Here is a 22,461-nt window from a genome sequence, read left to right on the forward strand (position 1 = left end):
ATGAGTAATTCATTTAAAATAAAAGAAAAATTCTCTGAACAATACACGCTGATCATCGATTCGGATATCAGGGCGGTGAATGTTCACATGACTTCCCGGTCTCAGCTGAGATGGGATTTTAGTGTTTTGAAAGTGGAAGAAGATTTTGTTGAGGTTAAAATCATTATACTGGACCATATTTTACTCGAAGCTAATAATCCTTTGATTAAAGAAATTGCGGCGTTAACCAATGCTTTTTCAAGGTTGTACAACGAATTGCATTTGAGAATAGATAATGACGGAAAAGCTGTTCAGGTTTTAAATATGGATATTATCCGTTCAAAATGGAGCCAGACAAAGGCCGAAATGGAAAAAATTGCAGAGAATAATCCCGATATCAAAAATGCTATTGTTTTAAATGATAATATTTTTCAGAATCAGGAGAAATTAATTGAAGGAATCCAGAATAATGAATTTTTTCTAATGTATTTCAATAAAATCTATGGAAAAAAAGTTCCGTCAGGTTTTAAAGATAATGCTTTAAATTTTTTCAATTCTGCTAACGTACATTGGAGTTTTAATCTGAAAAACAGTACGAATCCATTGCTTTCTTCAGACGAAATGATCGTAGAACTTTCCGGTGAACCTTCCATTTTATTGAATATTGGATTTTACAACAGAGCATATGTTCAGTTCGCCAATCAGATTGATACAAATAAGCTCCAAACTTCATTAAACGAAAAAGGAATTTACAGATTTGATGAAATTACAGGAAGAATGATCGAAGCTTCTTTAAGCAGAGAAGAGATCGCCGATCCTGAAAAACTTTATACAAAATTGAAGTATACATTTTATAGTGACGAAATTTTTAAATATAAAATGTCCAATGAATACCTTACAGAAAAACAATCTTGACATAAAAACTTTTAGCAAAGAGTTTTCTATAAAAAATTATCATTTTGAATTTAGGTTCAGACGTGATAAGCAAAATAGTGTCAAAACCTTTTTTGTTTTCATTGAAAAAGGATATAAGAAAGAGCAGCAGGGATTTATATCAAAAATTGGTTATGGTCTTGATTATCAGATCATTAATAACAGAAATAAAATAACAGCCCATACAAGAAAACAAATCTTAAAAAAAATAGGATATGGGGAATAAAATTATAACAGAAAAAGATTTCTGGATGTGTTCCAGCGGAGCAATGCCCGCCCAGCTGCAGGGAACCAGAAAAAGTAATAAAAAAAGTTCGGGAGACGTCTATATTACCGTTGCAGATACCGCAACAAGTAGTTGGATAGATTTCGGATGTACTAAAAATATGCTTTGGGCAGCACTTTTAACAGCAGTTGCGGTTATAGTTGTCGTAGCATTAATTGTTGGAACAGGAGGTATTGCTGCCATCGGTTTAATGGGAATGATGGCGATCGGTGCCGCGGCAGGTGTTGCCGGAGGAGTCATTGCAGCCGTTGATGGAGCTTTAAAATGTGGACAAAAAAATGCAACCGCCAGAACCTGGGACGGAAGCAAAGATAATATGCTTCTTACCGGAACCCCCGCAATAACAGGTGACCGAACAATGACCTGCTCTATCGGCGGAGTCGTAAAATTTGCCCCCGAAATCAAAAGCTGGACACATGCTTTGGCTTTGGGTGGATTTAATTATGTCTCTCAGTTGGCAGGATGTGCTTTAGGCGGAGCCGGAGTAGGAGCCGGAGGTTTTCTGGCTGCGGGTCTTGCAGGCGGCTCGCTTGCGCTCGCCGCACCCACTTTTTCAAGTGTATTATCGAATGTTGCAGGAAGTTTTACCGGAATTTGGGGTGGAAGCCGTGCGCTTTTCGGCTTAAATTCTTTAGCCAACGAACATGCATATGGAAATGTTCAGGATGCGGAAGATGCCGGATCGGCTTTGGTAAATGGTGGTATTCCCGAAATTGGGATGGGACAGCGCATATTTTCAGGGCAGGCACAGCCTTCCGATTACCTTCTTTTCTTATATTTGTTAAACATAAAAGCAAAAGGTCCTAAACCTGCTGTGGAAGAACCGAACGCTGGTGGTGATAAAGACGGAAATACGACCAGTAAAGAAGAAGGAAATCGAACGCCTGAAGATGAAGGTACGAATGGAAGCAAAGGGCAAGGGGAGAGTAAAGGAAAGCCTAAAGAGGGAGATGAAGGAAATGCTTATGAAGAATCCATATATAGACAAGATAGTCGTCCTAATTCTTCGGAAGGATCTAAGCCGGGAAGAGTAAAGTCAAGCGTAAATGAAAATGGTGATGTTGTTCCCGCAAACAAAGATGGACAAGCTACAGTAGCCGACCATGTGAGAGGCTCTGAACCCAAGAAAAGTGATAGCCCTTATACTTCTTTTTCTGAAGGTAAACCGGGAGTTGGTAAAAAATATGGAGATAATGTAATAGAAGTTGATATTAAAAAACTAGAAGCAGATATTGCAAATGGTAAAGTTAAGGATGTAGAAGTTTTAAGACCTGAAAAGGTGCAAGCTGAATTACAAGGTAAAGTTGATGCAGCAAAATCTAGGTATGATGCTAATCCAACACCAAAAAATATGGAAAGATTACAAAATGCTCAAAGAGATTTAGATAATACGATAAGAGATCGAGAAGTTTTAATTAAAGGCCAGATACCAGCAGAATACATTAAAGTTTATCCTAATGAATAAAACATAATCATGGAAGAAAAAATGTCAAAAGAAACATATGATACTTTGTATTATTATAATGAAGAAGGAGAAGATGGATATGACCTGAATGAAGTAATGCTTCTCGATGATGTAAATAATACTGAAAGAATAGAAAAGCTTACCGAATTATTAGAATCATCAGATAAAACCATAGCTTATCAGGCGATACTTATATTAGTTTCTTGGAATAAAGAGCAAGGATTTTCTAAACTTCAACAATTTATAGATGAAAGGTGGGATAAAAATGAAAATTTTGATCCACACAGAATATATGGAGAAGATACAGCATATGATAAATTTTCACATGCGCTCAAAATATCTACCTATAATGGAAGCTCTGAAACTCAGTTAATGCCCTACATAAAACAGTTTTTAGCATTATATAACGAGGTTTTTTTTGAAAGCTTTTTTAAAGATTTATTGTTATCAATGAATATAATTAGTTTATATATTGGAGAAGTAGAACAAACAGTTTTAAAAACAGTTGACGCTAATAAACCTTATCAAGCGAGCCAATTGTTTCCTGTTTTAGTTAAAAATAATAATTCTTATTTTGAAAAATATAAAGATTTTTTTGAAAGATTAAATTTAAAAGATGGCAGAATAATTTATAACATCGAAGAAGCTGAAAAGTTTTTATAACCGAATTTTATTTAACTGTAATAGTCTGTGATTAATAAAGATATAGAATTGAGACTTGAAGATATTGACGATCGTTTATTTACAAAAAATGACAGAAACGGCTATGCTGTATATTTTTTAGATCAAAATTTAACAGAGCCTTTTACGGGAGAGATTTATGTGAAATTTAATGATGCCATAGAATCCGAAGCTGAATATAAAAACGGCTATAAAAACGGAATTGAGCACATCTATAATTCAGAAGGAAATTTAGAACAGACCAATGAAAATAGAGGAAATGTAATTTTCGGAATTTCAAAAGAATATGATGAAGATGGAAATACGGTGATTGCCAGTATCGTCTATAATAATGACTACCTTAGATCTGTAGAATCTGTTGATAATAAGATTCAGGAGATAAAAGCTTACGATGATAAATTCGGGGAATCTTTACCGGAATATATTCAGAAATTATTGAAATTATCCGACGAAGAAGTATTTAATTATGAATTTAAAATCAATAATCCATATTTAAATTATAAAGATTAATTTAAAATAAAACCAACCTCAAATTTTTAAATATGAAAAAACTACTCTTAACTCTTATCATAGCAACTTTCTCATTGTTATCAACGGTAAATGCTCAAACGAATTCTCTTGCAAAGACAACTTGGGAAGTAGAAAAAATGAATGCTGACGGAAGTGCTACTTTCAAAAAAGCAAAACCTATTAAATTTCCGACAGAACAGCCTAAATTTAATTTTCTTCAGTTTGAAGCCGACAAAAAATTCCATACCGGAACTTCATGCTTTCACATGATGGGAACTTACAGTGTTTATGAAGATAATCAGGTCGAAATAAGCGAAGGTATGGCAGATATGGCAGGCGACTGCAAAGAGCCAAAAACACTTAACGGAACGTATCAGTTCAAAATAGATAAAGATCGTCTTGAGTTGATTCCTGTAAAAAATTAAAATACTATTCTCGAAAAATATTACATTTTTAATTGGATCAGCCCAAATAATAAAATCCATACAGTAATAATAAAATCCAAAAGACCGTCATACTCTGGCGGTCTTTTTTGAATTTAAAATAAGGTTAAAAGAAAACACTTTTTCTTATATTTGTTCATTATAGAAAATATGGAGGCAACACAAGATAAAAGGCTATTTCTCATCGATGCTTATGCGATGATTTTCAGAGGATATTACGCATTGATCAGAAGTCCGAGAATAACGAGTACAGGAATCGACACATCTGCTATTTTTGGATTTACCAATTCATTGATTGAATTGATCAGAAGAGAAAGACCTTCTCATTTGGCCGTCGTTTTTGATGTAGGCCAGGCAAGTGTAAGAACAGATGATTTTGCAGAATATAAAGCCAACAGAAGCGAAACTCCGGAAGCCATTAAGATTGCTATTCCATACATCCACAGGATTTTAGAGGCGATGCATATTCCTTATTTGGGAGTTGAAGGTTATGAAGCGGATGACGTGATCGGAACCATTTCTTGCAAAGCAGAAAAAGAAGGATATACCACATTTATGGTGACTCCGGATAAAGATTTTGCACAATTAGTGACCGATAAAGTCAAGATTTATAAGCCGAGTTTAAAAGGAAGTGAGATTGAAATTCTGGGTGTTGAAGAAGTGAAAGCTAAATATGAAATTGAAGACCCGAAACAGGTGATCGATTTCTTAGCAATGATGGGTGATGCGGTGGATAACATTCCCGGATTGGAGGGTGTTGGAGAAAAAACCGCCATGAAATTCCTGAAAGAATTCGGAAGCATAGAAAATCTTCTTGCCAATACAGATAAATTAAAAGGTAAGCTTAAAGAAAAAGTAGAAGCTTCTGCCGAGCGTGGAATTTTATCTAAAAAATTAGCGACCATCATTTGTGATGTTCCCGTAGAATTTCACCAGGAACAGTATGATCTTGAAACTCCGGATTTTGAAAAAGCAAAAAAGGTTTTTGACGAAATAGAATTCACAAGACTATATGAAAACCTTTACCGTGCTTTTGCGCCTTCTCAAACAGAAGTTGTGGCTAAAGATGCTACCGCAAACGGTGAAGTGGTTTCTCAGCCCGCGGAAACTCCTCAGCAAAAAGTGGCTCAACAAATTGGTCAGCTCGATCTTTTTGCCAATTTTGAAGAACTGGATCAGGCAACCTCCACAAAGTCAACCATCGCGGAGAACGAACATTTATATCAGTTTGTTGATAATCCTAAAGCTCAGAAAATTTTAGTTCAAAACTTATTGAATCAGAAAGCCGTTTGTTTTGATACAGAAACAACTTCTTTGAATGAACTGGAAGCCGAATTGGTAGGAATGAGTTTCTCCTATAAAAAAGGATTGGCGTACTATATTCCCCTGTCTGAAAACAGAGAAGAAGTCTTGGCAACATTGGAAATTTTCAGACCATTTTTTGAAAAATTAGACCTGCTTAAAATCGCTCACAATCTGAAATTTGATTATAAAATTTTAAAGCAATACGATATTACCGTTCAGGGAGCAATGTTCGACACGATGATCGCCCATTATCTTCTAAATCCGGACGGAAGACACGGAATGGACTATCTTTCAGAGGTCTATTTAAATTACAAACCTGTTTCCATTGAAACCATTATTGGTAAAAAAGGAAAAAATCAGGGAACTTTCAGAGATGCAGATCTTAGAACGCAGACCGATTATGCGGCGGAAGATGCAGACGTAACTTTCCAGTTGTATGAATTGTTTGCCCCTCAATTAAAGAAGGAAAATTTAGAAGATCTTTTCTTCAATATCGAAATGCCGTTGATGGAAGTTTTGGCTAAAATGGAACTGTCCGGAATTTCTCTGGACGAAAAATGGCTGGCTCAGGAAAGCATCGATCTTGAAAATGATCTAAGACAATTAGAAGCTAAAATATTTGAAATTTCGGGTGAAGAATTCAATATGAATTCGCCTAAACAATTGGGTGAAGTGTTGTTTGAAAAAATGCAGCTTGACCCGAAAGCCAAAAAGACCAAAACAGGTCAATACGCGACTTCGGAAGATGTATTGCAGAAGTTGGCTTCGAAACACGAAATTATTCAGCATATTCTTGAATACAGAACGTATCAAAAATTAAAATCGACTTACGTTGATGCATTGCCATCACAAATCGACAAAGATGATCGTGTTCATACCAATTTCTCACAAACTACGGCTGCAACAGGTCGTCTGGCGAGTGTAAACCCGAATTTACAGAACATCCCGATCCGAACATTGAGAGGTCAGCAAATTCGTGGAGCGTTTGTTTCGGCAGAAGGGAAAAAGATTATTTCTGCCGATTATTCACAAATTGAACTTCGTTTGATTGCCGAGATTTCGGGTGAAGATAATATGATCAAAGCCTTCCAGGATGGGGAAGATATCCACGCTTCTACCGCTGCAAAACTGTTTAAAATTCCTCTGGAAGAAGTTTCTAAAACACAGAGAAGTCAGGCTAAAACAGTAAACTTCGGAATTATTTACGGTCAGGGTGCTTTTGCATTAGCTGAACAAACAGGTTTGTCGAGAACGGAAGCCAAGCAAATGATCGAAGCCTATTTCGAAACCTATCCAAAGTTGAAGCAATATATGGCTGAACAAGTGAATAAAGCCCGTGAAATCGGTTATGTTGAAACTATTTTAGGGAGAAAACGTCATTTAAAAGATATTAATTCAGGAAACTTTGTCGTAAGAGGTCATGCCGAAAGAAACGCTGTGAATGCTCCTGTTCAGGGAAGTGCTGCAGATGTTGTGAAAGTGGCGATGATCAAAATTCAAAAAGAACTGGAAAAAGAAAAACTTCAGACAAAAATGTTGCTTCAGGTTCATGACGAATTGGTGTTTGAAGCTCCGATTGATGAGGTAGAAGTCGCTACAAATATCATTAAAATTGAAATGGAAAATGCCATTGAAACGCAGGTTCCTCTGTTGGTGGAGATTGGAGTAGGGAATAACTGGCTGGAAGCGCATTAAGAATATACTTTTTTATATAAATGCTTCGACTCCGCTCAGCATGACATCGCTAAAAAATTACTGTTGAAATAATGCAGTTAGTATTAGAAATGTCATGCTGAGCGGAGTCGAAGCATTTTTATTGGATAAATAATATTTTATCTGTTATTTAATTATAAGAAGTAATAATTTGACTTTCATCAAAGTAGAAACAAGATGGATCATAATCGTTCCAGCATGCTTGATAATTAGGGCCGTTTCCGTAGTTTGAAGTATTCACATTATTCGGTTTTCCTCGCATGTAAACAAGCATTTCATACTTCATTCCAATCCAAATTTTATGTTCAGAAATATTTATGCAATCTTCTTTTGACCATTCTGGATGTTTCTTATGAATTTTTCCAGCTTTTGTTTTTGAAAATTTTTCTTCTTCAATTTTTTGCTGTTTATCAATGCTGTCAATTCTTGCTTGGTTTTTAATGCTATCTTTCTTTAATAATTTGGTATCAAGTTTACTGGAGTAATCAATTTTATCTTCGGTTTTTGAACATTGTTTAATTAAAAAGAATAAGATTAGAAATCCAAAAATAAATAGTAGAGCTATACCACATCCATTACTTGGTTTCTTTGGTGCAATAGAATTGTTTACAGAAGTGTTCGGATTATCCTTGATTAGATAGCCACAATTAGGACATTTTATTGTAGTACTGTTTATTATACTTTTACATTTTGGGCATTGGGTTGATGACATAGTTGTAATTTTTGATGTTCAAAAGTATTCTGAACAATTCAAAAAAAATTACGGAAATCCGTAGAAACTATATTATATCTACTTCGCTTTCGAAATTGCCATTTTCACAGCAAGAAAAACTAACACACTCGCCATAAACCATTTCTGTATTTTAATCCAAATAGGATTTTTTGCGAAAAACAGAGATGCTTTTGCTGCTGTTAACACAATGATAAAGTTGACGGTAAAACTTATGAAAACCTGAGTGACTCCAAGTTGTAAACTTTGAGTGAAAACAGAACCGTATTCGGGTTTTATAAACTGTAGAAAAAAAGATAAATAGAAAACGGCAACTTTGGGATTGAGTACATTGGTGAAGAAACCGACTGCAAATAATTTTCTTGGTCTGTCTATCGAAATATTTTTATCAACTTCAAAAATGTTTTTACTATTGGGTTTAATAGCCTGATAAGCGAGATATAAAAGATAGATCGTTCCGAGCGTCTTTAAAACGATATAGGCATAAGGTACTGCAAATAACACGGCCGTAAGACCAAAAGACACCATCACAATGTGGAAAAGAAATCCACACACGACACCTGCAAGTGATGTTAAGCCTGCTTTTCTTCCTTGTGTTATGGATCGGGAAATTAAATAAATCATATTAGGTCCCGGACTGATTACCAAGACAAGGGCAGCTAAGGCAAAAAAGAGAAGGTCGTGAAATGGAATCATAATTTTTATCAGTGTTTTGCGGTGCAAAGATAGAAATTCATGCTTATATTAATGACTAACAAATTTAGTTTTTATTTCCTTATAATTTAATAAGATAACAGAGATGCAACACAAAATAATGACCGGAAAAATCGATTGCGAAATAGTGTAATATATTTCTTCATTGAAAAGATAAGTGCTCCATGAAGATTCCCTTTCTACAAAAATAGTATAGTTCCAGAATAGCCATAGAAAAACGAGAAGAATGAATTCTATTACCGTTTTCACGTATAAGTTTTTAAGTAATGAAAATATTGAAAACAGGATAGTAAGAAAAAAGCCTGTAAGCAACGAAATAAAGAATACATCCTCAAAAAAACTGCATTCTAAACAGCTACTCGAAGTGTTACCCGAAAGTCTTCCCATTGCCCAATATATCTGCAAAAATGTTGCAGTAAATAATATGAAAAATGCGATTCCATTCTTCTTTAAAAATAAGATAATTTTGGATTTTAGGAAGGAAATCTTTTTTTTCAAATGTTGTGGGTTTATTAATTTCAATCTGAAATTTGATATTTCGTGTCTGTAACTAATTTTCCTTGGGATAAGCAGATGGGATTTCCTTTCTCATTATATTTCCACCCAAGGTTTATAGCTTCAATTATTTTTTCTTTAATCATAACCGGAGTTACGCTTTTAATAAAGTCATCGCCGTAACCATAAGACCTACCGAAATTAACATTAACAAATAATAATTGCCCTTCACTTTCATGCTGAACGGGTATTGAATATTCATCATTATGTGCTTCGTTATGTGAAATTTTCCTTCTGATTTTCCAATAAAAAATCTCATTATTTACATTAATCTTTCTAAGACCTTTTTTTGAAATTGCCATTTTATGAAGAATAAATTTTGAATATTTCTAAACACTAAACTCAATCTTCCCCAGATAAACCAAGCTAAACATTTCATCTTCCACAGAAACGGGTTTTGCAATTTGTCCGCTGTTTAGGAAGATCAAAGAATTGATATTTGCCTTAATATCCAATTCATTGATTCTGCTCACTAAAGTCGGAAGCCACTGATCTGCAAAAGAATATTCTGAAAATTTATCATAGATATTATTGTTGGTGTCATCAAAACCGTATTCCACGAAATCATAATCCAGCCAGATCGTATCCTGAGATTCTGCAAATTTTGAATTATGGGTTTCATCAGATTCTTCTTCCACATAAAAATCTTCATCTTCATTCATGAAGTCTTCAAAATCTTCTTCACTGCTAAAATTTCCTATCCAAAAATCTAATATTTGCGTATCCATAACTGTTTTTATCCTCTTTTAATTTAATTGCCCTCAAAGTTATGACAATATTTGTAAACCCTTCAACAGAAAACACGGCTATTAGGGATTTTGATGAAGCTTTTATTGTATTCTTTTTCCTGCTTCACTCTCTTTAATCGTCTTCTCCAGCCTTGAAATTCTCGTTTTTTCCTGTTTAGCACTCATGATCCAGTGAAGCATTACTTTTTTATAAGATGGAGCCTGATTATCAAAAAATTCCCAGGCTTTTTTGTTACTTTTAAATTGCTTTTCATACGTCGGATCTAGAACCGCCAGTTCTTTTTCGTGAGAATAAATGGCAGATTTTTCTTCTTTTCTTAGTTCAAATGCTTTTATACCTTCGGGTTTCATCAATCCGGCTTTGGTCAATTCTTCCACTTTTTTGATGTTGATAACACTCCAGATACTTGTCGGTTTTCTTGGGGTAAAACGGTTGCTGTAGCTTTCTTCATCAATTGATCTTCTCACACTGTCAATCCACCCAAAACATAATGCCTGATCAACAGCTTCCGACCAGATCATCGACGGCTTTTTGGTTCCGACTTTATAAAATCCTACCAAAAGCTCTTTTTCAGTGGCGTGGTTTTTCTCAAGCCATTCTCTGAAGTCGTTGGGTGTGGCAAAAAAAAATGCTTCCATTTTTATGTTTTTAGAATTGAAAAATAAATGTACTTCTAGTTTTTGGTATTCATCAAAATAATTTTGTTCGTTTTCAACTTATTTTCTAGCCAGGCCTTTAGCTTTTCTTCATCTATTTTGGTTTCGGATCTGTAGATGAAAGCTGTTTCAACTCCTGCAGAGTCAGGCTTGTAGAAGGTTTGCAGTTTTCCTAATGAGATATTTTTCACTTCAGGGAATAAGATCCCTATTTCCTTTATGAGTTCAGGATTATCAGACTTATATTGATTTAGTTCTCCTTTCAAGACATTGATCTGAACATCTTTTTCGCTAACCGTATTTTTTTGGGAATTAATTTCATTGAGGATTTCAGCTTTTAGATCAGAGGTATTTTGCTTAATAATTAAATTGGTATTATTGATCCCGAAATTTTTCAAAGAGTTATTTAGGCTTTTTATTTCAAGGCTGTCAAATTTTTTGGAAAGAAAGGCAAGCTCAACTGATTTTGGATTAGAATTATAATTTATTTTCTTATAAATAACGGTATAGCCATTATTTATAAATTCATCATTAATGAAATTTTCTACATGTTGAGTATATTTTCTTTCATTCAATAAATTATAGGCCAAATATGCACTTGGAACAATCATGATCACAATAAGCACTGTAATTCCGTAGCGTATTCTCTTTTCATAAATTTTGTTGGTTAATAAAACTGGTTTATATTTCAGGAATTTAATGATAAAAAAAGTGGCAATACAAATGAAAAAACAATTTATGGTATACAGGTAAAATGCTCCGAAGAAAAAAGAATAATTTCCTGTAGCAATCCCAAACCCTGCTGTACAAAGCGGGGGCATTAATGCTGTTGCGATAGCAACACCCGGAATAGGATTTCCTTTTTCAACCCTTGTAATAGAAACAGCTCCTACAATTCCTCCAAAAAAAGCGATAAGAACATCATAAATATTAGGTGAGGTTCTTGCCAGTAATTCAGACTGAATTTCTTTGAACGGACTTAAATAGAAGTATAAAATAGAAACCGATAAACTTACAATTGTTGCTATTAAAAGGTTTTTCATGGATTTTTTTAATAGATTGAAATTGTATGTCGCTAAAGCAAAACCTGCACCTACAATTGGTCCCATCAAAGGGGAGATAAGCATTGCGCCGATAATTACTGCTGTAGAATTTACATTCAATCCAACGGAAGCAATAAGTATTGCACACGCTAAGATCCATAGATTTGCACCTCTAAAAGACACATTTTTAGTAACATTCTCCAAGACAAGATTAGGATCTTCTTCACCGGTATGCAGATTTAAAAAATCAGAAATAGTCTTTTTCATTTTCATTAATGTATTTATAGTAAAATTTATTTAATCTGTTGTGATGTAATTTTTTTAGTGTAAAAAATAAATAAAAATGGCGGAATGAAAGTAAAGTTTCATCCCGCCGTTTACAAATGTACATTTTTATATTTTAAAACCAAATAATTCTTTTGGATTCTATGATGAAGTGTAATAAAGAATCATAATTCTTGTCCACTAAATATCTTCAAATTGATCATTTGTTAAGCACTCAGCCAATTCATAAGGATCCTGCATCGCCATATTGACACCTTCTCCTGCGTAAGGAGGCATTCTGTGTGCAGCATTATTTGTTTCGTTTATTCTTTGATTTTGTAGATTAATATTTTATCAATATCCGGAATTAAAGTTATGAATGGTATTAAAATATTTTAGTCAGCAATTCTTTTATTTAAAACAGAGCCCAGAAGTTTAATTTGCTCCTGAGTAAGATTTTTTAAATATAATTTTGATGTTTGTGACATGAAATAATCCCTCATAAAAACGATTTCTAGATTGTCTTTGCTAACATTAAACTCTCGTATCTGCTCAGGTTTTCTGGTTTGTTTCGTGTATTTATTATTTGCGGTTGAATACACCAGGTTGATTGCACGACTCGGAATAAAGTAAAAACTTTTTGGAAATAAAAAAACAGAATTTTGATTGATCAATATATCGAATGTAAACCATTCAAACCTTTGACGCAACATTCCACTTGTGGTAACAATTGAACCGGAAATGTTGTTAATTTCTATAGAATTTAATTGTTTGTAATTGGCAAGAATTTTCTTTTTTTCAATGAAATGATAAATGCTCTTGCCAATAGCAAATAGAAAGAATGCAATAATGAAATAGAAAAATATATTATCAGGCATTGTTAATCATCATTTAATATTTTATGGTCGTTGCCTAGATTGGTTAAAAATCCTTCAGGATTTGTCAAAAAAATATAACTGTTTGAAAGTTTTGCCAATTTATAAACTTCTTTTTGTGCTGGAATGACAAGATTTCCTTGAAGATCCATTAAGAGGCAATCATATTTTTTCGCAATTTCAATAAAATTATTTAAAAAAATTAAGCCGTCTTCTCTTAAATCTGCCCGAAAATGAAGTTCTTTTATTTTTCCATTTTCTTTATTTAATATTAATGATGCATCATGATCTATTGTTGTATCAATGGTTCTCTTATAATGTTTCCAGTAATAATAATCAGATCTACTTTCTAATGGTTTTCTGGGAAATAATTTATTGATGTAATAAATTATTTCTGTTGGAAAAATCTCTGCAGAATCCCAAAAATTTATAGTTAAAGCATCTATAAAAAAATCAGTAGAATCCAATAAATTATCTTCTTCAAGGTTGTAATGATTTGTTCTTTCTTGAAGATTGATATTTAATTTATTAGGAATAAATCCGAACTCATTAATAACTCCTTTTCGTGGAATTAGATTTAGTCGAAACTGATAAATAGCCATTTATCAAATGTAAAAAAAATTATTTAAGCCAAAGGCAACTTAAAATAGAAAGTACTTCCCTGATTCAGCGAGCTGTTCACGCCAATTTCGCCATTTTGTTTTTCAATGAAGTTTTTGGAAATCGCCAAGCCTAAACCTGTTCCGTTTTGATGCTCTCCGGGAACCTGAAAATAACGGTCGAAGATCTGGCGGTGGTATTTTTCATCAATTCCGCTTCCTGTATCTGTGATGCTGAATGTTACATATGAATCTGATTTTTCAACTAAAATCTGAATATTTTCATCCTGAAAAGAATGTTTAATGGCATTGCTCAGGAAATTATTCATTACCCAAACCGTTTTGTCAAAATCGGCAGAAACAAAATTGTTTTCCTCTAAATTATATTGAAAATTAATGGCTATATTTTTCTGTTCAGCCAGTTTTTCAACATTTTTAATGGCGGTCTGAACAATGTTCTTGGGCGAACAACTTTCAATATGTAATCTTATATTTCCTGTTTCAACTTGTGATAAATTCAGGAGTTCTCCGGTAATATCCAATAAACGTTGTCCGTCTTCATTAATGCTTTTCAATAATTCTTTTTGCTGCTCATTCAGCTCACCGAATTTTTGATTTCCTAATAGCTGAACACCCATTTTAATGGCAGAAATAGGAGTTTTTAATTCGTGAGAAATGGTTGCAATAAAATTGGTTTTAGCAAAATCCAATTCTTTGAAAGGCGTGATATTTCGGAGTAAAATTACTTTTCCGATATATTTTTTTTCTTTTTCGCCGGTTTTTACAATGTTGATGGGAACAATCTCCTGTTCAAAATAATTCTCTTTATTATCAGTGACAATTTTTATTGGTTCTTTTACGGGATGATCAATGTTTTTTAAAAGTTCTCTCACCAAATCATTGTTAATGGCCACTTCATGAGCTGTTTTCCCAATAATCTCTTCTTTTCTAAGATTGGTGATTTTTAAAGCTTCATCGTTAATCATGTAGATAAAATGATTTTCATCGAGCCCAATTACGGCATCGTGCATATTATTAACTAACGTTTCAATCCTTTTTTTATCCATCAATTGCGTAGAAAGGGTACTGCTTTCATATTCCTGCAGTTTTTCGGCCATGATGTTGAAAGAATTGGCAAGGTCATTAAACTCTTCACTTCCTTTAAAATGAACCCTTTCATTATAATTTTTATTCGCAATTTGTTTAATGCTGAAAGTCAGTTGATTGATAGGTTCTGCAATGGTCTGAGGTAAATTAAACAACAAAGTGAAAGCGATCAGAAAACAACCTGTACCAATACTTACGATCCAGAAAGTCGCATTTTCTGCGGTTATAATGGCGATATCACTTTTACGTTCAATACCTTTCATATTCAGCGACATGATCTTGGCCAGATCTTCGCGGATAAGCTTTTCTTTTTCGATGGTGGGCTGTTGTAAATAGCTGTCGAAATGCAGATTAAGATTTTGAGTGGCTTCTTTTTCACCAAATTCCGTGAGATTTTTTTCCTGTAAACCATTGTTTTTTTTGAAATCTTTGATGGCAATCGCACTGTCTGTACTTATTTTATCCAATGCCAGGAACATGTTTTTGGAGAATTCTAAACTGTTGTAATTAGCAGTAAGAATTTTTTCGGTATCAGATTTTAATTTATTGATATACACAGAGCCAATCACTGAAAGTAAAACGATCAGTAAGAATAAAAGACCTACGCCGAGGGTAAGTTTGGTTTTAATTTTCATTGTGTTTAAGATAAAATAATAATATCGATCTGTCGTTCATTCAATCGGTTCATCAGGGTGTAGATCCAGCTGTAGCCGGAAAGTCTCTGCCAAAGTTTGGCATGAGGTTTTCCGATGCAGACAGTGGTGATATTATGCTCAACTACATAATCTAAAATTCCTTTATGCACGCTGTTTTCTTTTATTCGGATCACTTTTGCGCCCAATTCTTGTGCTAAATTAAAATTATTAATCAAATATCTTTGCTTATCTAAAGCTATTTTTTCGGGATTTTCAGATGGTTTCTGAACATATAAAACCGTCCACGGACTATTGTAATAACTCGCCAGTCTTGAGGTTTTCCGGATGATATTTTTAGCAATTTTATCGTTACTGCTGATGCATGCGAGAAATTTTATAGGTTTAAAGTTTTCGGTTTTAACCTCTGTTTCAACCTTTTTTTCAACGTGTGTGGCTACTTCTTTTAAAGCCAATTCGCGAAGCTGTAAAATATGGCCGCTTTGGAAGAAATTATTTAAAGCTGTATGAATTTTTTCCTTTTTATAAATCTTGCCTTCTTTCAATCTCGTTAGAAGTTCGTCAGCGGTTAAATCAATATTCACTACTTCATCAGCTAAGGCTAAAATTTTATCGGGAACGCGCTCTGAAACTTCAATTCCTGTAATTTTTTTCACCTCCTCATTCAAACTTTCAATATGCTGAATATTCATTGCACTGATGACATTAATGCCATTATCCAGGATTTCCAACACATCTTGCCATCTTTTTTTGTTTTTTGAACCTTCAACGTTGGTATGTGCCAATTCATCCACCAAAACAACTTCCGGATGTTCATTGATAATGGTCTGAAGATCCATTTCTTCAAGATTTTTGCCTTTATAAAAAGCAGACCTTCGAGGTATTTCAGGAATTCCGTCTACTAAAGCTACGGTTTCTTCTCTTCCGTGAGTTTCTACGTAGCCGATTTTTACATCAATACCATTTCGCAGTAAAGCATGGGCTTCCTGGAGCATTCGGAACGTTTTTCCTACCCCCGCACTCATCCCAATATAGATCTTAAATTTTCCTTTTTTGGATTTTTGAATGAGTTCTAAAAATTGCTTTGCTGATGATGACATTGATTTTATTCTTTTTAATTTTATTTTTTGAAACATAGGTAGTGGTGGAAGCTGGAAGTTGGATGCTGGAAGTTATTATAGCATACTATTTACTTCCAGCACCCAACTTCAGACTTCCCGCTTCTTAAAACCAAGCTGCTAAACTTGTGGTAATAAAAAAGTTTCCCTGTTTAAGTTCATCGTTCTTTACAAAGATCGCATCTTTTGACGTAAAACCTCTTGCTTCTGTACGGAATACAACATTCTTTAAAATCGCATAATCTACGTTTAGAGAATATCCGTAGGTCTGAAAACCATTGGGCGTTTTCGTGTTGATAATGACTCCGTTTTTATCGTTGTAATATTCCAATCTTCCGGCCAGCGCCCATTTATTATCTAATTGATATTTCATCAAAATATTCGGACTATACCAAATATTATACTGCTCACTTCCTTTTAATTTCTGCTCTGCTCCGATATCAAAACCTAGAACCGTTGAAAATTTTTCTGTCAATTGAAAACTTCCATACAAATCATGGAAATAACGCATTTTTTTCTCTTCTTTTGATTTGTCGTTTCCGATGAATGAACTGCTGTTTAATGTAATTTTTTCATTCGGTTTATACGTTAGCTGATGTCCGAAAGAAATGCTTTGATTGCCTTCAGGTTTTGCAATACGCTGCCATCCGTTCAGAACCAATCCGCTTACAAACCATTTTCCGTTATCTGAAGTGTAGGAAATTTTCGCTCCTGTTTCAAAATATGGCGAATTTTCTGCTGCAAAACTTCTCGTAAGATTAATATTATCTTTTCCGATTGCGCTTTCCCAACCGATGTGAGAAGGCATTATTCCTGCATCGATCCATAAGTTTTTGTTTTTGGAAATTTTAATTCCAATATTAGCTTCATTTACATAGCGCAGTGCTTCCTGTTCTGCAGCCATATTATCCTGTGCATAAGTTCCGGCCATCAACGCAAAATTAGCACGAAGATTTTCACTTTGATAAGCTGCTTTTACAAGTCCTAAGTTAAGATTCAGTTCATTATGACGATTATATGAGTATAAAAAATTCTGACGCAGATGATTGGACGGTTCATTAAAATCATATGTGTAAAATAGTTCAGCGTATGCAGAAAAAGTTACTTTATTGTTTGTCTTTAATGAATCTGATGTTTGAGCTTTTGAGAAAAATATTCCCAATAATAGACTTGTTATGATATATTTTTTCATGGTAGTTGTAAACCTTATTATTTTTAACCGAGAGTTTGAGTAGTTAAGAAAATTAATAATTTTATTTTAATTGATCAAGAGCTATATTTAGTTTTAAAACATTGATCTTTGATGGCCCGAAAAGTCCAAAAATAGGTTTCTCTGTTTTAATATTAATAAGATTTTCAATTTTTTCCAGAGAGATATTTCTTTCTTTTGCAATTCTTTTAGCTTGGTATAAAGCGCCTTCTTCAGAAATATCAGGATCTAATCCGCTTCCGCTTGCGGTTACCAATTCTACAGGAACTTTTGCGGTATTCATTTCCGGATTCTGCATTTTTAAAGTGTCGATTCTTTTTTGAACGGCCTGCAAATATTCTTCATTGCTCGGTCCTTTGTTGCTTCCTGCACTTCCTGCCGCATTATAATCTACAGCAGACGGGCGACCGTGGAAATATTTCGGAGATTTAAAATCCTGACCGATATTGGCATAAAATTTTTGTCCGTTATGATTGATGATCTCTGCATTTCCCTGATTAGGCAATACTTTTGAACCTGCATACACAATGATCAAATAGATGCCTACAATAACCAGCATGACGATAGTGAGTCTGAATGCTGATACAATATAATTTTTCATTTTTATTAAATTTTTGAATTAAATGGATGGAAGATGGGAGAGGGATGATGGAAGTTAAAACGTTCCTGTGTTCACTTCCAGCCTCCAGCTTCAACCTCCCGGCCTTTTAAAAGAATAGACTGACAAATAAATCGATAATCTTTATTCCGATGAATGGTGCGATAATTCCTCCCAAACCGTAAATTAAAAGGTTTCTTCTTAACAATGCGCTTGCTCCGATTGGTTTATAAGCAACGCCTTTTAAAGCCAATGGAATCAGGATCGGAATGATGATTGCATTGAAAATAATGGCTGATAAAATCGCGGACTCCGGACTGTGAAGATTCATAATATTCAATTTCTGAAGTGCCGGAATAAACGTTATAAACAACGCCGGAATAATAGCGAAATATTTAGCAACATCATTCGCAATACTGAAAGTCGTCAGCGTTCCGCGAGTCATTAATAACTGTTTTCCGATTTCTACGATTTCAATCAGTTTTGTTGGATCATTATCCAGATCAACCATGTTTCCCGCTTCTTTAGCGGCTTGAGTTCCACTGTTCATCGCAACGCCAACATCGGCTTGGGCTAGGGCGGGCGCGTCATTCGTTCCATCACCCATCATCGCGACCAATTTTCCTTCCTGCTGTTCTTTTTTAATGTAATTCATCTTATCTTCAGGTTTGGCTTCTGCGATAAAATCATCTACACCGGCTTTCTCAGCGATAAATTTTGCGGTTAGAGGATTATCTCCCGTTACCATCACTGTTTTCACACCCATTTTTCTCAATCGTTGAAAACGTTCCTGAATTCCTGTTTTAATAATATCCTGAAGTTCAATAACTCCCCAAACCTGTTCATTCACAGAAACGACCAATGGAGTTCCTCCGTTTTCAGAAATTTTAGTTGTTGCTTCCTGAGTTTCCTGAGGGAAAATGTTTCCTGCTTTTTCAGTCAGTTTTTTAATTGTGTCGTAAGCTCCTTTTCTAATTCTTGTGTTTTCAAAATCAATACCTGAAGTTCTGGTTTCAGCCGTAAAATCAATGTAGACAGGATTTGGAACAAGCAAGTCTTCAGATTTTAATTGGCTTAATTCAATAATAGATTTTCCTTCCGGAGTTTCATCGGCAACAGAACTTAATGCCGAAGCTTTTATAAATTCATTAATATCAATATTATTTGATGGGTGAAATTGCGTTGCTTTACGGTTTCCGATGGTGATCGTTCCTGTTTTATCAAGAAGCAGAACGTCAATATCTCCCGCAGTTTCAACGGCTTTACCACTTTTTGTGATAACATTGGCTCTTAAGGCTCTGTCCATCCCTGCAATTCCAATCGCAGAAAGCAGACCTCCGATCGTTGTGGGTATCAAACAAACGAAAAGTGATATAAATGCCGCAATAGTGATAGGCGTCTGCGAATAATCTGCAAAAGGTTTTAAAGTAACTGTAACGATAATGAAAGTAAGGGTAAACCCAGCTAACAATATGGTTAAAGCTATTTCGTTAGGTGTTTTTTGTCTTGATGCGCCTTCTACAAGGGCAATCATTTTATCTAGAAAGGACTCACCCGGTTTTGTGGTGACTTTTACTTTTATTCTGTCTGAAAGCACTTTCGTACCGCCTGTTACGGAGCTTTTATCTCCACCTGATTCTCTGATCACGGGCGCACTTTCTCCTGTAATTGCTGATTCATCGATTGTTGCTAAACCCTCGATAATTTCACCATCCATCGGGATCTGGTCGCCTGCTTCACAAAGAAAGATATCTCCCAGTTTCATTTCAGCAGACATTTTTAAGGCTGTTTCTACCTGAAATCCGGGTTTGTTGTCTACAATTAATTTAGCCGGAGTTTCTTCACGGGTCTTTCTCAGGGTATCTGCCTGAGCTTTTCCTCTTGCTTCTGCGATGGCTTCTGCGAAATTGGCGAATAAAACAGTGAAAAATAAGATGATAAATACTAAAAAATTATATGCGAAACTGCCTTGCGATTTGTCACCCGATAAGCTAAATAAGCTAACGATGAACATGACGATTGTTCCGATTTCTACCAGAAACATGACAGGGTTTTTAAACATGATTTTCGGATTCAGCTTAACGAAAGACTGTCTGATGGCTTCGTTGACCAAATCTTTTTGAAACAATGTCTGTGATTGATTTTTCATTTTTTTGAAATAGTTATATAATTGTAATCAATGGTAACCATTAAGGTGAATAAAGAGATAAGTGATGAAATGGATAATGTTATTCAAGTGAATGATTCTATGAGATTTAGACTAGTTGTCTTACTCTTTTCAATTCCTTAATGGCTTACAATTGATTTTAATTTTTATTTAGAAAAATATTGAAGTTGTTCTGCAATTGGTCCCAAAGTAAGTGCAGGGAAGAAAGACAGGGCAGCGATTAAAAGAATGACCGCTAAAGTCATAAATCCAAAAGTTGCGGTATCCGTTTTCAAAGTTCCTGCACTTTCCGGAATGTATTTTTTCTGAGCTAAACATCCTGCAATTGCAATCGGGCCTATGATCGGGATAAATCTTGATAACAGCAGTACAACTCCTGTTGAGATATTCCACCAAGGGGTGTTGTCTCCCAATCCTTCAAATCCTGAACCGTTGTTGGCGGATGATGAAGTAAATTCATACAACATTTCACTAAAACCATGGAATCCAGGATTGTTCAATGTTTTCGCTCCGAATTCAGGCATATAAGCTGTTAAAGCTGTTCCTACAAGAATTAAAAAAGGGTGAAATAAAGCAACGATCATCGCGATTTTCATTTCTTTGGCTTCAATCTTTTTACCCATAAATTCAGGTGTCCTTCCTACCATCAGACCGCTCATAAATACCGCAAGAATGATGAATATAAAGTAGTTTAGAATTCCGACTCCGCAACCGCCGTAGAAGCAGTTGATCATCATCGCTAAAAGCTGATTCATTCCTGAAAGTGGCATCGTACTGTCATGCATTGCGTTTACAGAACCTGTAGATATTACGGTTGTCGCAATACTCCAATATCCTGAAGAAGCACTTCCGAAACGAATTTCTTTACCTTCCATCGCTCCCAAATGATTGTCGGTTCCCATTTCTGTAATTAATGGATTTCCCTGAGTTTCATTCACAACATTCGGAACGGCTAATGCCAGAAAACCGATGGTCATTACGGTGAAAATAGTCCAAGAAAGTTTTCTTTTCTTTAAATAAAATCCTAACGCAAAAACCAACGCAAAAGGAATGATCATCTGAGTAACCATTTCAGTCATATTGGTCATGTAATTCGGATTTTCAAGAGGATGGGCAGAGTTCGCTCCGAAGAAACCTCCACCATTTGTTCCTAAATGTTTGATTGCCACAAAAGCAGCAACTGGGCCTCTGGAAACATCAACTTTCTGACCTTCCAGATTGGTGATATGATCTTTCCCTTCGAAAGTCATCGGAGTTCCGTTGGCAGAAAGGATAAAAGCCACAACAATACTTATCGGAATTAATATTCTGATTATTGATTTCGTGAAAAAATCGAAAAAATTACCTAATTCGGTCGTTGTTTTTTCTTTAAATGCTTTGAAAAGTACTGCCATCGCAGCCATCCCGGTTGCAGCCGTTACAAACTGTAAAAACATTAAGTACAACTGACTTAAATAACTGACTCCCGTTTCTCCCGAATAATGCTGTAGGTTACAGTTAACCAAGAAAGAAATTGTTGTATTAAAAGCCAGATCGGGCGACATATCCGGGTTTCCGTCTGGGTTTAAGGGAAGGAATGACTGATTTAATAAGATGAAAAATCCGATGATGAACCAAACTAAATTAATGGCCAGCATGGCAAACATATTCTGTTTCCAAGTCATCTGACGGTCCGGGTTGATCCCTGAAATTTTATAAATAATATTTTCAATCGGTTGAAAAATTTTATCTAAAAAAGTCTTTTTATAACCGTAAACATCAGCAATGTATTTCCCTAAGAAAATACCAATAACTAATGTGATCGCGAACATCGCTATGATGCCTAAAATTTCTGTATTCATGATTTTGATTAAAATTTTTCAGGTTTCGTTAAAACATAACAGATGTACCCAAAGGCTAGTATTGAAAGGATAAATAAACTCCACATAATTTTTATATTTTGTCGAAAAAATCAACAGATTTGTACAAAAGCCAAAACATTACTGCGAAAAGCAGTATCAAACTAATGAGCATCATGATGTTACAATTAAGGTTAATAAAGTAAAAAGTACATACGATACAATCAAAAAGCTGAATTTTGAATGCTCCCGTTTTTTGAACGTTTTTC

23 protein-coding genes are annotated in these 22,461 nt (G+C 34.7%); 8 read left to right on the plus strand and 15 right to left on the minus strand.

The genetic code is table 11. The features are described from left to right. The 7 genes from BT156_RS10005 to polA all read left to right on the plus strand — a co-directional run bounded on the left by BT156_RS10005 (position 1) and on the right by polA (position 7,297). On the plus strand, positions 1 to 894 hold the full coding sequence (locus BT156_RS10005) for a hypothetical protein (RefSeq protein ID WP_072409687.1): 894 nt from the start codon (positions 1 to 3) through the stop codon (positions 892 to 894). Beyond that, the gene (locus tag BT156_RS10010) at positions 866 to 1,138 is read left to right on the plus strand and encodes a hypothetical protein (protein WP_072409689.1); all 273 of its coding nucleotides are present in this window, start codon (positions 866 to 868) and stop codon (positions 1,136 to 1,138) included. The genes BT156_RS10005 and BT156_RS10010 overlap by 29 nt, the downstream gene beginning before the upstream one ends. After that, complete coding sequence (locus BT156_RS10015) at positions 1,128 to 2,663, plus strand: hypothetical protein (protein WP_072409691.1); 1,536 nt, start codon at positions 1,128 to 1,130, stop codon at positions 2,661 to 2,663. Before BT156_RS10010 ends, BT156_RS10015 begins: the two co-directional genes overlap by 11 nt. A gap of 9 nt (positions 2,664 to 2,672) precedes the next feature. Further along, positions 2,673 to 3,326: a hypothetical protein gene (locus BT156_RS10020; RefSeq protein ID WP_072409693.1), complete on the plus strand. Its 654-nt coding sequence runs from the start codon at positions 2,673 to 2,675 to the stop codon at positions 3,324 to 3,326. A gap of 27 nt (positions 3,327 to 3,353) precedes the next feature. Continuing rightward, positions 3,354 to 3,854 (plus strand): hypothetical protein, encoded by a 501-nt coding sequence (locus tag BT156_RS10025; protein ID WP_072409695.1) that lies wholly within the window; start codon positions 3,354 to 3,356, stop codon positions 3,852 to 3,854. Between the two features lie 32 nt (positions 3,855 to 3,886). Continuing rightward, positions 3,887 to 4,279 carry an META domain-containing protein gene (locus BT156_RS10030; protein ID WP_072409697.1) on the plus strand — a complete coding sequence of 131 codons (393 nt, stop codon included), beginning with the start codon at positions 3,887 to 3,889 and terminating at the stop codon, positions 4,277 to 4,279. A gap of 168 nt (positions 4,280 to 4,447) precedes the next feature. Next, a complete protein-coding gene (gene polA, locus BT156_RS10035) occupies positions 4,448 to 7,297 on the plus strand; it encodes a DNA polymerase I (RefSeq protein WP_072409699.1) in 2,850 nt (949 codons plus the stop codon). 148 nt (positions 7,298 to 7,445) lie between these two features. Here polA and BT156_RS10040 read toward each other — a convergent pair whose 3' ends face one another. Together BT156_RS10040 and BT156_RS10045 are read right to left on the minus strand one after the other, a co-directional pair. Beyond that, complete coding sequence (locus tag BT156_RS10040) at positions 7,446 to 8,027, minus strand: hypothetical protein (protein ID WP_072409701.1); 582 nt, start codon at positions 8,025 to 8,027, stop codon at positions 7,446 to 7,448. A gap of 78 nt (positions 8,028 to 8,105) precedes the next feature. Further along, on the minus strand, positions 8,106 to 8,741 hold the full coding sequence (locus BT156_RS10045; RefSeq protein ID WP_072409703.1) for a LysE family translocator: 636 nt from the start codon (positions 8,739 to 8,741) through the stop codon (positions 8,106 to 8,108). Positions 8,742 to 8,985: 244 nt separating this feature from the next. Between BT156_RS10045 and BT156_RS22065 the strand changes: the two genes are divergently transcribed. After that, the gene (locus BT156_RS22065; protein WP_170857293.1) at positions 8,986 to 9,309 is read left to right on the plus strand and encodes a hypothetical protein; all 324 of its coding nucleotides are present in this window, start codon (positions 8,986 to 8,988) and stop codon (positions 9,307 to 9,309) included. On the opposite strand, the gene BT156_RS10055 is transcribed toward BT156_RS22065, so the two are convergent. From BT156_RS10055 to kdpA, 13 genes are all read right to left on the minus strand, one after another. Further along, positions 9,278 to 9,616, minus strand: a complete 339-nt coding sequence (locus tag BT156_RS10055; RefSeq protein WP_072409706.1) for a hypothetical protein — start codon at positions 9,614 to 9,616, stop codon at positions 9,278 to 9,280. The genes BT156_RS22065 and BT156_RS10055 overlap by 32 nt on opposite strands. 27 nt (positions 9,617 to 9,643) lie before the next feature. After that, on the minus strand, positions 9,644 to 10,042 hold the full coding sequence (locus BT156_RS10060; RefSeq protein WP_072409708.1) for an immunity 22 family protein: 399 nt from the start codon (positions 10,040 to 10,042) through the stop codon (positions 9,644 to 9,646). Between the two features lie 102 nt (positions 10,043 to 10,144). Beyond that, positions 10,145 to 10,702 carry a YdeI/OmpD-associated family protein gene (locus BT156_RS10065; RefSeq protein WP_072409710.1) on the minus strand — a complete coding sequence of 186 codons (558 nt, stop codon included), beginning with the start codon at positions 10,700 to 10,702 and terminating at the stop codon, positions 10,145 to 10,147. A 35-nt stretch (positions 10,703 to 10,737) separates the two neighbouring features. Beyond that, positions 10,738 to 12,030, minus strand: coding sequence for a DUF389 domain-containing protein (locus BT156_RS10070; RefSeq protein WP_072409777.1), 1,293 nt, complete (start codon positions 12,028 to 12,030; stop codon positions 10,738 to 10,740). Between the two features lie 198 nt (positions 12,031 to 12,228). Next, positions 12,229 to 12,324, minus strand: a complete 96-nt coding sequence (locus BT156_RS21890; protein ID WP_139255451.1) for a hypothetical protein — start codon at positions 12,322 to 12,324, stop codon at positions 12,229 to 12,231. Between the two features lie 98 nt (positions 12,325 to 12,422). After that, a complete protein-coding gene (locus BT156_RS10080; protein WP_072409712.1) occupies positions 12,423 to 12,905 on the minus strand; it encodes a hypothetical protein in 483 nt (160 codons plus the stop codon). A gap of 2 nt (positions 12,906 to 12,907) precedes the next feature. Further along, on the minus strand, positions 12,908 to 13,504 hold the full coding sequence (locus BT156_RS10085) for a hypothetical protein (protein ID WP_072409714.1): 597 nt from the start codon (positions 13,502 to 13,504) through the stop codon (positions 12,908 to 12,910). A gap of 23 nt (positions 13,505 to 13,527) precedes the next feature. After that, on the minus strand, positions 13,528 to 15,243 hold the full coding sequence (locus BT156_RS10090) for a HAMP domain-containing sensor histidine kinase (RefSeq protein ID WP_072409716.1): 1,716 nt from the start codon (positions 15,241 to 15,243) through the stop codon (positions 13,528 to 13,530). Positions 15,244 to 15,248: 5 nt separating this feature from the next. Next, positions 15,249 to 16,361, minus strand: a complete 1,113-nt coding sequence (locus BT156_RS10095) for a histidine kinase (protein ID WP_072409718.1) — start codon at positions 16,359 to 16,361, stop codon at positions 15,249 to 15,251. A gap of 124 nt (positions 16,362 to 16,485) precedes the next feature. Beyond that, complete coding sequence (locus tag BT156_RS10100) at positions 16,486 to 17,571, minus strand: porin (protein WP_083582329.1); 1,086 nt, start codon at positions 17,569 to 17,571, stop codon at positions 16,486 to 16,488. A 61-nt stretch (positions 17,572 to 17,632) separates the two neighbouring features. Further along, positions 17,633 to 18,190, minus strand: a complete 558-nt coding sequence (gene kdpC / locus BT156_RS10105) for a potassium-transporting ATPase subunit KdpC (protein WP_072409720.1) — start codon at positions 18,188 to 18,190, stop codon at positions 17,633 to 17,635. A 106-nt stretch (positions 18,191 to 18,296) separates the two neighbouring features. Then, positions 18,297 to 20,336: a potassium-transporting ATPase subunit KdpB gene (gene kdpB / locus BT156_RS10110; protein ID WP_072409723.1), complete on the minus strand. Its 2,040-nt coding sequence runs from the start codon at positions 20,334 to 20,336 to the stop codon at positions 18,297 to 18,299. 164 nt (positions 20,337 to 20,500) lie between these two features. Beyond that, positions 20,501 to 22,195, minus strand: coding sequence for a potassium-transporting ATPase subunit KdpA (gene kdpA, locus BT156_RS10115; RefSeq protein ID WP_072409725.1), 1,695 nt, complete (start codon positions 22,193 to 22,195; stop codon positions 20,501 to 20,503). Positions 22,196 to 22,461 lie beyond the last annotated feature (266 nt).

Origin of the sequence: Chryseobacterium limigenitum, assembly GCF_900114875.1 — a bacterium.
In the GTDB taxonomy this organism is placed as follows: domain Bacteria; phylum Bacteroidota; class Bacteroidia; order Flavobacteriales; family Weeksellaceae; genus Chryseobacterium; species Chryseobacterium limigenitum.